The following is a 14530-nucleotide window of genomic DNA, read 5'->3' as shown; positions in this document are numbered from 1 at the left end:
AAACAGGGGCGATCTCGCGGTCCAACTAGGGGCGTGCCTCCGTTAAGCGTAAACAAAATCGGGCGCCGCAGCTCCCCGGCAAGGGAGCGCGACGCCCGACTTTTCATCTCATGGGCTCTGCGCCCAGATGGTTTGGCTTATTTGCCTGCTTCAAGCACATCTTCGAGAGTGCGCAGGCCGGTTTTTGGGGCCTGAACCAGAACCGACATATTGCCCGGTTTATGCTCGTTGCGCAGCATTTTCATATGTGCGTCCGGCAGGTCCGACCAGGAGAAAACTTCTGACATGCAGGGATCAAGACGACGCTCAACCATCAGCTTGTTCGCTGCAGCAGCCTGTTTCAGGTGGGCAAAGTGCGACCCCTGCAAACGCTTCTGGTGCATCCACATGTAACGCACATCGAAGGTCAGGTTAAAGCCGGAGGTGCCTGCACAGATCACAACCATGCCGCCTTTTTTACAGACGAAGGTCGAAACCGGGAAGGTTGCCTCACCAGGGTGTTCAAACACCATGTCGACGTTATTGCCTTTGCCGGTGATCTCCCAGATGGCAGCGCCGAATTTGCGCGCTTCTTTGAACCAAGTGGCATATTCCGGTGTGTTCACGGTGGGCATCTGGCCCCAGCAGTTGAAATCCTTGCGGTTCAACACGCCCTTGGCACCCAGCCCCATGACAAAATCACGCTTGCTTTCGTCCGAGATCACCCCGATGGCATTGGCGCCAGCAGTGTTGATCAGCTGGATGGCATAGGATCCCAGGCCGCCCGATGCGCCCCAGACCAGAACGTTCTGACCGGGCTTCAGGTCATGAGGCTCATGGCCAAACAACATACGGTAGGCGGTGGCCAGTGTCAGCGTGTAGCAGGCGCTCTCTTCCCAGCTCAGGTGCTTGGGGCGCGGCATCAGCTGTTGGGCCTGCACATTGGTAAACTGGCTGAAGGACCCATCAGGGGTTTCATAGCCCCAGATGCGCTGGCTGGGAGAATACATCGGATCGCCACCGTTGCACTCTTCGTCGTCGCCATCATCCTGGTTGCAGTGAATGACAACCTCATCACCGACCTTCCAGCGCTTGACCTTGTCACCAACGGCCCAAACAATCCCAGAGGCATCGGAACCGGCAATATGATAGGGCTGTTTATGGCCATCAAAGGGGCTGATCGGCTTGCCAAGCGCAGCCCAGACACCGTTGTAGTTCACCCCTGCGGCCATCACCAACACCAACACTTCGTGGCTGTCGAGCTGGGGCACATCAACCACTTCCTGCAACATGGCGGAATCAGGATCACCATGGCGTTCTTTGCGAATGGCCCAAGCGTACATTTTCTTGGGGACATAGCCCATGGGTGGCATTTCACCGACCTCATACAGGTCTTTTTCGGGAGCCTCGTAAGACAGCGGTCCGGTTTGTGTGTCCAAAGCCATGGTGGCCTCCTATTTCAAAGGTCATTGCTGCGACGCAGAATCGCAGCTGCTCCCTGATGGATAAAAACAGCCGGGTAACATTGCAACCCCTACCGGGGGTCATATTGTAATTTTATGACCTCGCAGGCGCAGAAATATCCAATGCGCGTGCAGCATCATCGCCTTCGGGAAGGCCCAACGGCCCCTCTGGGAGCAGATGCGCAAGGGAGTTTGCGTAATACTGCAACAGGTCCTGTTTGGCCGGCACCACCACCAACAGCCCTCCTTGCTGCACGACCAGCCCCCGCCGCAGCAGAATGCGCCGCGCCTCTTCTGCGGCAGTGCGCAAACTGGCGCTGTTATGATGCACCACAACTCGCGGTAACTGCTTTTGCAGCATCGCCATATGGTGCTCCAAAGCATCCACCCCCATAGGGCCGTGGCGTAGCAACAGCCAAGCAGCAAGCGGAACCGGCAGCACCGGCACCGCCTGCCCGATCCTAAACAGCAGCTCTGTGGCAAGATCCGTGGTCAGGTCGGCGGCAGGATCGCAGCTTGGTGCCTCTGCCCCATGATCTGGCAGCTGCAGCGCGCCGTTTTCTGCACCCCGCTTTGCAAATTCCCGCAGGCTTAAGGGGCGGCCAAAGTTGACTGCAGCATAGCCAAAACGATGGTAGCGGCCCGTCATCCACAACCAAAGCTGGTGCAGGATGCGCGCCATGATCACGCCGATTCGGGCCTTGAATCGGCGTTCTCCGGCGCGTGCAGCTGAGGTCAGGATGGTATCTTCCAGAACCCAGTCATAATTTATTGCCACCGGAACAAACAGCACATCGCGCCCCTGGGGATCCTCAGCATAGGCATCTCCTGCTTCCACGATGTATTTCAACAACCCCAATTTTGGTTCAGCCAGGGCACCATCCAGGCTTAGCCCCCCCTCGGGGAACATCGCCTGGGTTGCCCCGCCCTGCGTCGCCAGACGCATGTAGGCCGCAAGCACCCTGCGGTAGAGATCATTGCGCGATTTGCGCCGAATAAAGTAGGCCCCCATGGCCCGGATCAGCCGTGAGAGCGGCCAGACCCGCGCCCATTCCCCCACCGCATAAGACAGCGCCGAGCGCCGCGCCGCCAGGTAGGTCACCAGCACGTAGTCCATGTTGGAACGGTGGTTCATCACAAAAATCAGCGTTGCATTGGGATCAAGCTGACGCAGTGCTGCTTTGTCCTGATAGCCAAGGCGCACACGATAGATGGCATTGGACAGCAAGCGTGCGGCGCGGATAGCAAAACCAAAATAGGCAAAGGCCGAAAAGCTCGGCACGATTTCGCGGGCATACCGGCGCGCCTGTTCAAAGGCGACGTTTTCGGGGATCCCCTCTGCGGCGGCATGGCGCGAGATTGCCCGGGCAACTTCGGGATCATAAATCAGACGTTGGATCATGTCATAGCGGCGGGTCAGTTTGAACGGCTCTATCGGCCGTTCCAACCGTAAATTCAGCCGCGCCACTGCCCGCTCAAACCGACGGCGAAAGAACCAGCGCACCGAGGGAAACAAGAAATGCGAGGCAAAAGTGACCGCTGCAAACAGCAGGATCAGCACCAAAAGCCAAAGCGGAAGCTCAACTGTTCGCGTCATAAGCTGAGCCTACAGGAGGAACCACGCGAGGAAAAGGAAGCTGGCGGCGAAGTCTCCGCTTGCGAAACTTTAAAACGGCGGCGTCAAAAATAACCAATTTGTGATAGCCTATTGTTAGCTTCCCCCGCGTGCGCGCCATTGGAACCCGAGGGAGCCCGCTTCAAAACAACAATAGAGGGAAATGCCTGTCATGAACCGAAGAACCATCTTCAAAACCGTTTTGGCTGCTGTTCTGGCCTCCACCATCGCTCTTCCAGCTGCTGCACTGGACCGCCGGGTTACCATCGTGAACGATACCAACTACACAATCATGCAGTTCTACGGCTCCAACAAGGGTACTGATTCCTGGGAAGAGGATATCCTTGGGCGCGATGTGTTGCGACCAGGCCAATCCGTTCGCATCGATTTTGATGATGGCACCGGCTACTGTAAATTCGACTTCAAAGCGATTTTTGATGATGATGACGTTTTGGTGGCCCGCGGCATCAATGTCTGTAAAATCGGCACCTATACCTACAATTAACCGGGCAATTAACCGGGCAATTAACCGGGCAAACGGCCCACCCGCGAACCCGGGCAGCCTGCTTGCCCGCGTTCGGGGGGCAGGCTGGTTACAGCGCGTCTTTGCCCGGCAAAGGCGCTTTTTTTGTGCCGCCGCCCGAATTGCCGCAACGCAGCGAATTGACATGGGTTGAAAATTGCAGTCTAGATCCCCTCAGCGAAATATAATTACTGACTAGACAACGCGAGGCTCTCCATGTCGCAGATGCAGAATGACCGCAAAACTGATCGTCCCTGGCTGATCCGGACCTATGCCGGCCACTCCACTGCAGAGGCTTCGAATGCGCTGTACCGCTCCAATCTGGCCAAGGGACAGACCGGCCTTTCGGTGGCCTTTGATCTGCCCACCCAGACCGGCTATGACAGCGACCATGTTCTCGCCCGTGGTGAAGTCGGCAAGGTTGGCGTTCCTATTGGCCATCTCGGGGATATGCGCAGCCTGTTCGATCAGATCCCGCTGGAGCAGATGAACACCTCGATGACCATCAACGCGACTGCGCCCTGGCTGCTGTCGCTCTATATTGCTGCTGCCGAAGAGCAAGGTGCCGATGTTTCAAAACTGCAGGGCACGGTGCAAAACGATCTGATCAAGGAATACCTGAGCCGCGGCACCTATATCTGCCCGCCCAAGCCCAGCCTCAAGATGATCGCGGATGTGGCTGAGTACTGCTACACCAATGTTCCCAAATGGAACCCGATGAATGTCTGTTCCTACCACCTGCAGGAGGCCGGCGCGACGCCGGAGCAAGAGCTGGCCTTTGCCCTGGCCACGGCACAGGCGGTTCTGGATGAGCTGAAGCCGCGCATCGCGCCGGAGGATTTCCCGGCACTGGTTGGGCGGATCTCCTTCTTTGTGAATGCCGGCATCCGTTTTGTCACCGAGATGTGCAAGATGCGCGCCTTTGTTGATCTTTGGGATGAAATCTGTCGCGACCGCTACGGGGTCGAGGACTCCAAATTCCGCCGCTTCCGCTACGGGGTGCAGGTGAACTCGTTGGGGCTGACCGAACAGCAGCCAGAAAACAACGTCTACCGCATCCTGATTGAGATGCTGGCGGTGACCCTGTCGAAAAAGGCCCGCGCCCGTGCGGTGCAGCTGCCAGCCTGGAACGAAGCCCTAGGCCTGCCCCGCCCTTGGGACCAGCAATGGTCGATGCGGATGCAGCAGATCCTGGCCTATGAAACCGACCTTCTAGAATTTGAAGACCTGTTTGACGGCAACCCGGCTGTCGACAAAAAGGTCGAGGCCCTGAAGGAAGGTGCCCGCGCCGAGCTGGCCAACCTGCAATCCATGGGCGGCGCCGTTGCCTCGATTGAATATATGAAATCCCGCCTGGTGGATTCCAACGCCGAGCGCCTGAACCGCATCGAGCGCAACGAGACCGTTGTGGTGGGGGTAAATCGCTGGACCGAGGGCGAAGCCTCGCCGCTGCAGACCGAAGACGGTGGCATCATGGTGGTTGATCCCGCCGTAGAGCAGGAACAGATCTCACGGCTCAACGCCTGGCGTGCCGCACGTGACACGGGGGCCGTAGAACAGGCTTTGGCCGAACTGCGCGCCGCCGCACGCGATGGCAGCAACATCATGGAGCCTTCGATCAAAGCGGCCAAAGCGGGCGTCACCACCGGTGAATGGGCCGAAGAAATGCGCAAAGTCCACGGCACCTATCGCGGCCCCACCGGGGTCTCCGGCTCGCCGTCAAACAAGACTGAAGGGCTGGAAGACCTGCGCGAGGCGGTCAATGCGGTCTCTGACCAGCTCGGCCGCAGGTTGAAGTTCGTGGTTGGCAAACCCGGCCTGGACGGCCATTCAAATGGCGCCGAACAAATCGCCTTCCGGGCCCGTGACTGCGGTATGGACATCACCTATGACGGTATTCGCATGACTCCCGAAGAACTGGTGGCACAGGCGCAGGATGACGGCGCCCATGTTGTTGGCCTGTCCATTTTGTCCGGCAGCCATCTGCCGCTTGTCGAGGAATTGATGCAGCGCATGGAACAGGCGGACCTTGGCCATATCCCCGTCGTGGTCGGGGGGATTATTCCCGATGAAGATGCAGAGAAATTGAGCCAAATGGGAGTCTCTCGCGTTTATACTCCAAAGGATTTTGAATTAAACACAATCATGGCGGACATTGTTAAACTTTCACGCCCCTCCTAGATTGTTGAAATCCGCATTTTTTCAGAAATGGCCAGCCTAACTTTAAAATTGGGCTGGTAATCTCTATTCATTTTGGCATTAAGACATATAACGCAACAATTTGTGTGCGATATCTCAACTCGGAGTATCAAAATGAGTTTTAATCTTTCGGAAATGTCCCGTAAAGAGCTTTTGGAACTAAAGGCCGGCATTGATGATGCCCTGAAAGAAGCAGAGCAGCGCGAGCGCAAAGAAGCCATTAAGGCCGCAGAAGAAGCGGCTGCCAAGTTTGGCTTTTCTCTGGACGAAATCGCAGGCCAGGCAAAGAACACCGGCAAGAAGCAAAAAGCCGCTGCAAAATACCGCAACCCGCACAACCCAGAGGAAACCTGGAGTGGCCGGGGTCGCAAACCACATTGGGTGCATTCTGCCATCACCTCTGGTATGGATATCTCTGACCTGGAAATCTGATTCCAGAACAGGAGACACCAAATGACCATTCATATCGGCGCTCAAAAGGGTGACATTGCAGAAACCGTTCTCATGCCTGGCGACCCTTATCGGGCGAAATGGGCGGCAGAGACTTTCCTGCAGGATGCCCAATTAATAAACGAAGTGCGCGGAATGCTGGGCTATACTGGCAGCTGGAATGGTCACAAGGTCACAATTCAGGGGAGCGGCATGGGTATGCCCTCCCTTTCCATATACGCAAATGAATTGATCCGAGATTTTGGTGCAAAAACCCTGATCCGTATTGGATCATGTGGCGGAATGCAGCCACAGGTCAAATTGCGGGACGTGATTGTGGCAATGACGGCGACCACCCTCGCCTCCCCCTCCCAAAGCATTTTTAAGGAAGTGAACTTTGCCCCCTCGGCGGATTGGTCGCTTTTGCAGGCTGCAGTCACAGCTGCACAATCGCGCGATATTGGTACCCATGTTGGCGGCATTTATTCCTCCGATACCTTTTATGACGAACGCCCAGATCTGAACGAACAGATGGTGCGTCACGGCATTCTTGGCGTCGAAATGGAGGCGGCAGAACTTTACACTCTGGCAGCGCGGTATCAGTGCCGCGCCCTGGCGGTCCTCACGGTCTCTGACCACCTTGGAACTGGCGAAACCCTGCCCTCTGACCAGCGGGAACGCAGCTTTGGGGATATGGTCGAAATCGCCTTGGAAGCTGCTTTTGCCTAAGCGCTGAGCGTAAGCTTAGTCCGACAGTTGCACGTCTCTTGGGCGGTGCCACCCAGTCAAAAGGCGCCCCTTGGGGGGCGTCTTTTTCTTGCCACCTCAGCCTGTTCAAACACACTGCCGCTTCTGTGGTGCGATAGCGCAGCGCGCCTTGGCGGCGCGCTGCCGGGCCCAAGGGGGCGCCGCATCTTGATGCGGCACGCCCTGCGCTGGAGCCCCCCTCCTGTGAAAAACATCTCGACCGGAAGTTATCGCCCGTGGCTTTGATTGTAGCCATTCAAATCCGGGCTCTGCCAATCGCCTAGCGCTCCCGCCTCTGGGGCAAAGATCTCCACCAAGAGCGGGTAGCAGGCAGCGGCATCGCTGGAGTGTTGCGCAGAACAATCCCCCCCTGGACAGGCGCTCAATGCCCCCAGCAGTGGAATCTCGGCAAAAAACTCAAGATAGTCACCAGGCCGTACAGGGCTTTGTTTCATAAAATACTGCCCGGTATCACGGGTAAATCCTGTGCACATAAAGACGTTCAGCACGTCATGCACATGGGGTTCCGCCTGCGCCGGGCTGACGCCCAGGTGATCAGCCATGGCGCGGGTCAGGTTTGAATGGCAGCACTGATGGTACTGGCTGCCCGCCAGCAAATTGCCCGTATAGGGATCGCAACGGGTGCCAATGACATCATGCACCGAGCCACCAAAGGCATCGATCCCGTACCACTCCAGACTATCCTCAACAATCGTGGCCATCGGGCGCATCGCCGGAAAACTGCTCCACATGCGCTCCCCGGTGGTGATATGGGTTCCATGCAGCGCACGGGTCTTACCAGAATAGAACCGCTCCTTCAGATCATCCCGGTTCCACAGATTCAAATCGCCAACCTGTGGTCCCTCGACCGAAGTGATGCGAAAGAAATGACCGGCGGGGGCTTCAAAACAGGCCGCATCGCGGGGACTGACCAAAACCTCCCCGGTTTTTACAGCGCCCTGACGCGCGGACCGATACAGCGTAAGATCCGGCACCGGAAGCGTCGTGTTGGGGTAGCAAATCACCGGTTTGACGGCACGGCGCGCTTCGGCATCTGCGGGCACGTGATGGGATGACTGAGCCATGTGGGAACCTTCCATTGTTTGCGCCAAATAGGCCTGTTTCACCAAGCCTGCGCAAGCCTGATCCTGCCGCCGCCGCTCACGTCCTTGTCAGATCGCCCCTTGCCAGCAACCTCACAACGCACCGCCATCTTCTCTGTCACAGGAGAGCTAATGCCCCCGCAAACAATCCCGAGGCTCTGCCGTGCCTGGCTGCAGCGCACCGCAATTGCTGCACCGCCACCGCTGCAGGCTGCGCTCTTGGCGCCAGCGGCAATCGCGATTCAGGGTTGTCGTCTTGCGGCGGTAGATGAAATAGCCAAAAACGCCGGTGAGCAGCAGGAGTAAGAGAATGGGCATGCCAGCGCTGTAACGCCTCGGCCTCTTCAGCTCAAACAAAAACCTCCGAACCGAGGGAGGTCGGAGGTTTCTGTGAACGGCAGCTCTCGATCAAGCTACGGCTATCAAGCTGCGTCGTAATAGGGAACAAAGCCTTCGGTGGAACCACTATCCTGGCTCGGCTGCAGCGCCTCTGGCGTGTAATAGGCCCAGGCCTGATCCAGATCCTGCAGAGCCGCCTCGGCCTTGGCAGCGGCGGCAGTGTTTGGCAAAAATTCTACGGTCTTCATTGTCTTATGTCCTGATCGGTTTGAAACCTCTCCCTTGGCCCAAACATAGGCGCTCTCAGGTTTGAACACACCGGACATAAGTGCAGTCTCGGCATGCATTTATTGCAAGCCCCCTCACGTGCTGCACCGCGTCCATAAGAAAACCCCCGAACAGTTTCCTGCCCGGAGGTTTCTAATTCATTCTGTCTCGCTCAGCGCCAGGATTGGCGACTGATCAGACGGATAGGTTAGGCAGATAGATTAGACGGCGCGATCAACCATCATATGTTTGATATGGGCGATTGCCTCGGCCGGGTTCAGCCCCTTGGGGCAGGTCTTGGTGCAGTTCATGATGGTGTGGCAGCGATAGAGCTTGAAAGGATCCTCCAGCTGGTCCAGACGCTCAGGCGTGGCCTCATCACGGCTGTCGATGATCCAGCGATAGGCATGCAACAGCGCTGCTGGCCCGAGGTATTTGTCGCCATTCCACCAGTAGCTGGGGCAGGAAGTGGAGCAGCTGGCACACATCACGCATTCATACAGCCCATCGAGCTTCTTGCGGTCCTCGATCGACTGACGCCATTCCTTGGCGGGGGCGTTGGTCTTGGTTTCCAGCCAGGGCATGATCGAGGCATGCTGGGCATAAAAATGCGTCAGATCCGGGATCAAATCCTTGACCACTGGCATATGCGGCAGCGGGTAGATTTTGACGTCACCCTTGACCTCATCCAGCCCGTAGATACAGGCCAGCGTGTTGATACCACCGACGTTCATCGCACAGGAGCCACAGATCCCCTCGCGGCAGGAGCGGCGGAAGGTCAGGGTTGGATCAATCTCGTTTTTGATCTTGATCAGCGCATCCAGGATCATCGGACCACATTTGTCCATATCCAGGAAATAGGTGTCCACCTGCGGGTTCTTGCCGTCGTCCGGGTTCCAGCGATAGATCTTGAACTTGCGCACATTTGTCGCGCCTTCGGGCTTGGGCCACGTTTTCCCCGTGGTGATCTTGGAATTTTTCGGAAGTGCGAATTCGACCATAGATCGTTCTCCTTGCTTAGCTGCCTGTCACACAAGGGGCCAGGGCCCCAGGCTGACAAGAGATCAGATGGACCGGCTGAGCCCACAGGCCCCTCCGAAACTTAAGTAATGCCGCAGCTGCGGCAGATGTTTGGCGCGTCAGACAAAGGCCAGCAGTCATCGGCCCTCCCCCTGCGGCAAAGGCTGGTGTTGGGCAACGGTTTTTAGATAGGCGGCATCCTCGGGGAACAGCTCTTCTAATTCCGCAAGCAGCGCCGGATCGCGGGCGGCCAGATGCAGCAGGGCCTGATACTCCGCATCGCTGCGCATTTGCTGCCAGCGCCGGTCGGTCTGCAACTCAGCCGCTGAACTGGCCTGTTTTTGAAACGAAGAGCCGCCACCATAAGACTGCACCTCGCCGAGGCTGTTGTCATGCTCTGCCAGCCCCAACTGTTGCAACAACGCGGCGCGATAGTCAGCACTGCGCGTCCAGCGGTCATAGCAGATCGCCACCAGTCCCAAATCCTGCGCCTGCCGGACCAGCCCCAACAGCCGGATATAGCTGTCCATGGCGCGCAAAACGATGCCATTGCGACGTACCAGCGTGTAGCCGTCATTGGCCTGGATCTTTTTCAACAAAGACGCAGACCAGTTCAGAAACCCACGATAGATCAGGACATTGTGCGAAAACAAAGCCTCATCAAACGCCCCAGAGGGCTGCCGTGAGAGGCCAAATTCAGCCGGGCTGGTGTCCTCGTATGAGACCAGAAACAGCGCGCCATCGCCTGCTTTTTGCGTCACCGCAGGCAGGTTGCGCTTGGCCTGATTATGCGAGGCATGGCTGCCGTTAACCTCGATCCCGCGCGCATTGTGCAAAGGATCAGTACCCGGCTTGCAATTGTTCAAAAACACCGATCGGCCACGGGGCGCATTGCGCTGCAGCCAGGCCAGAATGGCATGATTGCCAGAGCGCCGCATACCAAAGACCCGCAGGCTAAGCCCGGGAACCAGTCCCAGGGCCTGCCATTCGGCGGGCGCAGAGATGTCCAACGCAGCGGTCACTCTAATACCCCTCAACCAAGGAAGAGCGAATCGTCGACCCATCCGACAGGAAAGCCAAGGCGCGCCGCTGTTCTTCAACCGTCAGGGTCTCCCACAGCGCCGCATCCCCAGGCATCAAGGGGAAGTCCCATGGCAGGGGCACCTGAGATACCTGGCGGTCGGCACAGGCCGACAACAGCAGGGTCGCAAGACCCAGCAGCACCAATTTGATATCCCAGGGCTTAGCCATCTTAGAACGTCCGCGCTTTGGGCGCGATCTTCGCCAGGCTGATACCACCTTCGTCTTCGGAGGTGAGCCGATCCAGGATCACCGGACGGTAGGTCAGATCGACCTTTTCGCCTTCGACCCGGCTGACGGTATGCACCCGCCAGTTTTCGTCGTCCCGCGTGCTGTAATCCTCATGGGCGTGGGCACCGCGGCTTTCGCGACGAGCTTCGGCACCGTGGATGGTAGCCAGGGCGTTTGGCATCAGGTTTGCCAGTTCCAGGGTCTCCATCAGATCCGAGTTCCAGACCAGCGAGCGATCGGTGACTTTCAGGTCATCCATTTTGCCCGCGATCACGGTCATCTTCTCGACGCCCTCTTTCAAGGACTTGTCGGTCCGGAACACCGCCGCATCGGACTGCATGGTCCGCTGCATTTCCAGACGCAGATCCGCGGTGGCGATCCCACCATTGGCGTTGCGCAGCCCATCAAAGCGATCAAAAGCCTTGTCGACCGAGGCCTGGTTCAGCGGCGCATTGGGGGCTTCTGCATCCACGGTCTTACCCGCACGGATGGCAGCAGCACGGCCAAAGACCACAAGGTCAATCAGCGAGTTGGAACCCAGGCGGTTGGCACCATGGACCGAGGCACAACCCGCTTCGCCCACGGCCATCAGGCCAGGCACAACGCCGGTTGGGTTTTCGGCGGTTGGGTTCAGCACTTCGCCCCAATAGTTGGTGGGAATGCCGCCCATGTTGTAGTGCACCGTTGGCAGAACCGGGATCGGCTCTTTGGTGACGTCAACACCGGCAAAAATCTTGGCGCTCTCGGAGATCCCCGGCAGACGCTCGGCCAGGGCCTCAGGCGGCAGGTGGCTGAGGTTCAGGTGGATATGGTCGCCATCAGCGCCGACACCACGGCCTTCGCGGATTTCCATAGTCATCGACCGAGACACGTAATCGCGCGGGGCGAGGTCTTTGTACTGGGGCGCATAGCGCTCCATGAACCGTTCGCCTTCAGAGTTGGTCAGATAACCGCCTTCGCCGCGCGCGCCCTCGGTGATCAGACAGCCAGAGCCATAAATCCCGGTGGGGTGGAACTGAACAAATTCCATATCCTGCAGCGCCAGACCGGCCCGCGCCACCATGCCGCCACCGTCGCCGGTGCAGGTATGGGCCGAGGTGGCCGAGAAGAAGGCACGACCATAGCCGCCTGTGGCCAGCACAACCATCTTGGCGTTGAAGACATGCATGGTGCCATCGTCGAGCTTCCAGCAGACAACACCCTGGCATTCGCCCTCATCCGACATGATCAGGTCGATGGCAAAATATTCGATGTAGAATTCAGCGTTGTTCTTCAGCGACTGACCATACAGCGTGTGCAAAATGGCGTGCCCGGTCCGGTCGGCTGCGGCACAGGTCCGCTGCACCGGGGGGCCTTCGCCAAATTCCGTGGTGTGGCCACCAAAGGGTCGCTGATAGATTTTACCTTCTTCGGTCCGGCTGAACGGCACACCGTAGTGTTCCAGCTCATAAACCGCCTTGGGGGCTTCGCGCGCGAGATACTCCATCGCGTCCGTATCGCCCAACCAGTCAGAGCCCTTGACGGTGTCATACATATGCCACTGCCAGTTATCAGGGCCCATGTTCGACAATGAGGCAGCAATGCCGCCCTGTGCCGCAACCGTGTGGGACCGGGTGGGGAAAACCTTGGTCACGCAGGCAGTGCGCAGGCCCTGTTCGGCCATGCCAAGTGTTGCGCGCAGACCGGCACCGCCGGCACCCACGACCACGACGTCATAGTCATGCGTCTCGTATTCGTATGCAGCCATTTCTTTTGTCCCTTACAGCGCGATCTTGGCCAGGGCAAAAAACCCTGTGGCGATTGTGGCGTAGCTGAGGCCGATCACAAACATGATCAGCGCTTTACGCATCGAGCCACGCGCATAGTCTTCGATCATCATTTGCGCGCCCTTGTTGAAATGCATCACACCGACAAACAGTGTGAGGCCCGTCAGGATTGCCGGGAAGGGGCGTGCAAAAGTGGCCAGAACCTCTTCCTGCGTGCCGCCAATGGCAGAGCCGACGATATAGATGAAAGCCGGAACCAAAAAGGCCAGCGCCACGGCGCTTACCTGCATGTACCAGTGATGCTGGGTGCCGGTGCCGGCAGCACCTTTGCCAACGGCGCGTTTACGAGCGGTCAAATAACGCATGTTGTGCTCCTTAAACCACGATCACGGTGAGAACGGTGAGAACGACAGACCCGATCATCATGCCCCAACCCAGTTTCTCGGCTGTATCAATGTCCAGCCCATGGCCGGCATCAAAATACAGGTGCCGCAGCCCGGCAAGAAAGTGATACCAGATGCCCAGCGTCGACAGCACCAGCACGATATCACCAAACCAGGAGGTCATCACCCCGTTGGCGGTGGCAAAATAGGCGGGCGAGGTCGCCGCCGCGAGGAGCCACCATACAATCAGTATCACCGAGATGATCAGCGCATTGCCGGTGATCCGGGTGAGGATCGAGGACATAGAGGTCATCTGAGGGCGGTAGATCGACAAATGTGGCGAAAGCGGGCGATTGCCCCGATTTACATCGGCCATGTTGGCTCCTTTCCAGTTAGCTGAAGCCGTTTTAGCGGATTTTTACGTCCTGTCACGCAAACAGCGGGTAAATTTCTGCGGTTATTTGACCAGTTTTGCAAAAAAAGCCAATATGTGATCACAGGAAACGGCCCAGTGATCACAAAAATGTCTTACTAAAATTGTTTTGCAGAATCAGCCCTCCCTAGCGTGATTTCCTGCAATCCGCTCTTTCTGCCCCCAAATACCGGCAAGATGGGCTGCGGCAGCGACGCGTGGCCAGATGGCTGCGGCGAGGCCTGTTTCGGAGCCTGTTGCGGGAGCTGAATTGAAGCGGTTTTGCGCGCCACCTCCCGTACCAGTTTGCGGCGAATTTTCTCAGGATAGTCGTGGAAACTTCGGGCTGTCTCCACAAAGGCGCCCTCGCCTTCTATCACATGTTCGTAAAAATAGGCGGTGAGGTCAGGTTCGCTTTGCTCAATCGCGATGGCATTGACCGTGACATCGGCCTGCCGCATCAGAGACTTCAGCGTCGCAGGCTCGACCCCCTCGTTTGACGGCCCGTCCCCCGAGAGATCAATCACCCGGCGTTTGCAGGCCGGTCCTTCGGTAATCTGACTGAGCCCCAGCAGCAATGCCTCGCCCAGGGCGGTGGAAAAATTGCGCCAGGGGCGTGGTGCGGTCTCAATCGCCTGTGCCAGGGCCTCGACCTCGTCAAATGTGCGGGTTGGCGTCCAGGGAATAGAGATTTCCTGCCGCGCCCGCCCCGACCACTGGATCAGGGTCACCCGTGCCTGGGCGCTCACCAAAGCCTCGGACACCAGCCCGTCGCGCAGGCCAGCCGCCAGCCCATCCATCTGGATGCGGTATTCGGTTTCATCAACCGAACCAGAGACATCCACCGCCAGCACCAGCGCCAGGTCACAGGCCCAGCCAGGCAGTGGCAGGGCAAGGCACACAACAGCAAAGAGTCGGGCTTTGATCCGCATGGGAAAACACTAAGCCGCAAGCGCCGGTTGCGTCACCCCTCT

At 57.9% G+C, this 14530-nt stretch carries 15 protein-coding genes and 1 pseudogene; 5 read left to right on the top strand and 11 right to left on the bottom strand.

Annotated features, from left to right (window positions below; translation table 11 throughout):
* Positions 1-137 precede the first annotated feature (137 nt).
* Both ccrA and N1037_04465 read right to left on the bottom strand, forming a co-directional pair.
* Entirely contained in the window at positions 138-1424 is a 1287-nt protein-coding gene (ccrA, locus tag N1037_04470; GenBank protein ID UWS80292.1) for a crotonyl-CoA carboxylase/reductase, read from the bottom strand.
* 112 nt (positions 1425-1536) lie between these two features.
* Positions 1537-3039, bottom strand: a complete 1503-nt coding sequence (locus N1037_04465; protein UWS80291.1) for a 1-acyl-sn-glycerol-3-phosphate acyltransferase — start codon at positions 3037-3039, stop codon at positions 1537-1539.
* A 190-nt stretch (positions 3040-3229) separates the two neighbouring features.
* On the opposite strand from N1037_04465, the gene N1037_04460 reads away from it, so the two are divergent.
* The 4 genes from N1037_04460 to deoD all read left to right on the top strand — a co-directional run bounded on the left by N1037_04460 (position 3230) and on the right by deoD (position 6937).
* Positions 3230-3562: a hypothetical protein gene (locus N1037_04460; protein ID UWS80290.1), complete on the top strand. Its 333-nt coding sequence runs from the start codon at positions 3230-3232 to the stop codon at positions 3560-3562.
* 234 nt (positions 3563-3796) lie between these two features.
* A complete protein-coding gene (locus N1037_04455; protein UWS80289.1) occupies positions 3797-5761 on the top strand; it encodes a protein meaA in 1965 nt (654 codons plus the stop codon).
* 132 nt (positions 5762-5893) lie between these two features.
* Positions 5894-6211 carry an H-NS histone family protein gene (locus N1037_04450; GenBank protein UWS80288.1) on the top strand — a complete coding sequence of 106 codons (318 nt, stop codon included), beginning with the start codon at positions 5894-5896 and terminating at the stop codon, positions 6209-6211.
* A 21-nt stretch (positions 6212-6232) separates the two neighbouring features.
* A complete protein-coding gene (deoD, locus tag N1037_04445) occupies positions 6233-6937 on the top strand; it encodes a purine-nucleoside phosphorylase (protein UWS80287.1) in 705 nt (234 codons plus the stop codon).
* Positions 6938-7182: 245 nt separating this feature from the next.
* On the opposite strand, the gene N1037_04440 is transcribed toward deoD, so the two are convergent.
* Positions 7183-8040, bottom strand: coding sequence for a DUF1989 domain-containing protein (locus tag N1037_04440; protein ID UWS80286.1), 858 nt, complete (start codon positions 8038-8040; stop codon positions 7183-7185).
* Positions 8041-8190: 150 nt separating this feature from the next.
* Here N1037_04440 and N1037_04435 point away from each other — a divergent pair, with 150 nt between their 5' ends.
* Complete coding sequence (locus N1037_04435; protein UWS80285.1) at positions 8191-8364, top strand: hypothetical protein; 174 nt, start codon at positions 8191-8193, stop codon at positions 8362-8364.
* Between the two features lie 116 nt (positions 8365-8480).
* On the opposite strand, the gene N1037_04430 is transcribed toward N1037_04435, so the two are convergent.
* The 8 genes and pseudogenes from N1037_04430 to N1037_04395 all read right to left on the bottom strand — a co-directional run bounded on the left by N1037_04430 (position 8481) and on the right by N1037_04395 (position 14488).
* On the bottom strand, positions 8481-8645 hold the full coding sequence (locus N1037_04430) for a hypothetical protein (protein UWS80284.1): 165 nt from the start codon (positions 8643-8645) through the stop codon (positions 8481-8483).
* A gap of 240 nt (positions 8646-8885) precedes the next feature.
* Entirely contained in the window at positions 8886-9665 is a 780-nt protein-coding gene (locus tag N1037_04425; GenBank protein UWS80283.1) for a succinate dehydrogenase iron-sulfur subunit, read from the bottom strand.
* Positions 9666-9821: 156 nt separating this feature from the next.
* Entirely contained in the window at positions 9822-10706 is an 885-nt protein-coding gene (locus N1037_04420; GenBank protein ID UWS80282.1) for a hypothetical protein, read from the bottom strand.
* Between the two features lies 1 nt (position 10707).
* Positions 10708-10935: a hypothetical protein gene (locus N1037_04415; protein UWS80281.1), complete on the bottom strand. Its 228-nt coding sequence runs from the start codon at positions 10933-10935 to the stop codon at positions 10708-10710.
* A 1-nt stretch (position 10936) separates the two neighbouring features.
* Positions 10937-12742: a succinate dehydrogenase flavoprotein subunit gene (gene sdhA, locus N1037_04410; GenBank protein ID UWS80280.1), complete on the bottom strand. Its 1806-nt coding sequence runs from the start codon at positions 12740-12742 to the stop codon at positions 10937-10939.
* Between the two features lie 12 nt (positions 12743-12754).
* Positions 12755-13126 (bottom strand): succinate dehydrogenase, hydrophobic membrane anchor protein, encoded by a 372-nt coding sequence (gene sdhD, locus N1037_04405; GenBank protein UWS80279.1) that lies wholly within the window; start codon positions 13124-13126, stop codon positions 12755-12757.
* Between the two features lie 10 nt (positions 13127-13136).
* Positions 13137-13520 (bottom strand): succinate dehydrogenase, cytochrome b556 subunit, encoded by a 384-nt coding sequence (sdhC, locus tag N1037_04400; protein UWS80278.1) that lies wholly within the window; start codon positions 13518-13520, stop codon positions 13137-13139.
* Positions 13521-13825: 305 nt separating this feature from the next.
* Positions 13826-14488: pseudogene (locus N1037_04395) on the bottom strand (DUF1194 domain-containing protein).
* Between the last annotated feature and the right edge of the window lie 42 nt (positions 14489-14530).

The sequence above is a fragment of the Phaeobacter sp. G2 genome, assembly GCA_025163595.1.
Taxonomy (GTDB): domain Bacteria; phylum Pseudomonadota; class Alphaproteobacteria; order Rhodobacterales; family Rhodobacteraceae; genus Pseudophaeobacter.
Note: the sequence above shows the minus strand (reverse complement) of the source record. Positions and strands in the feature narration are given on the sequence as shown.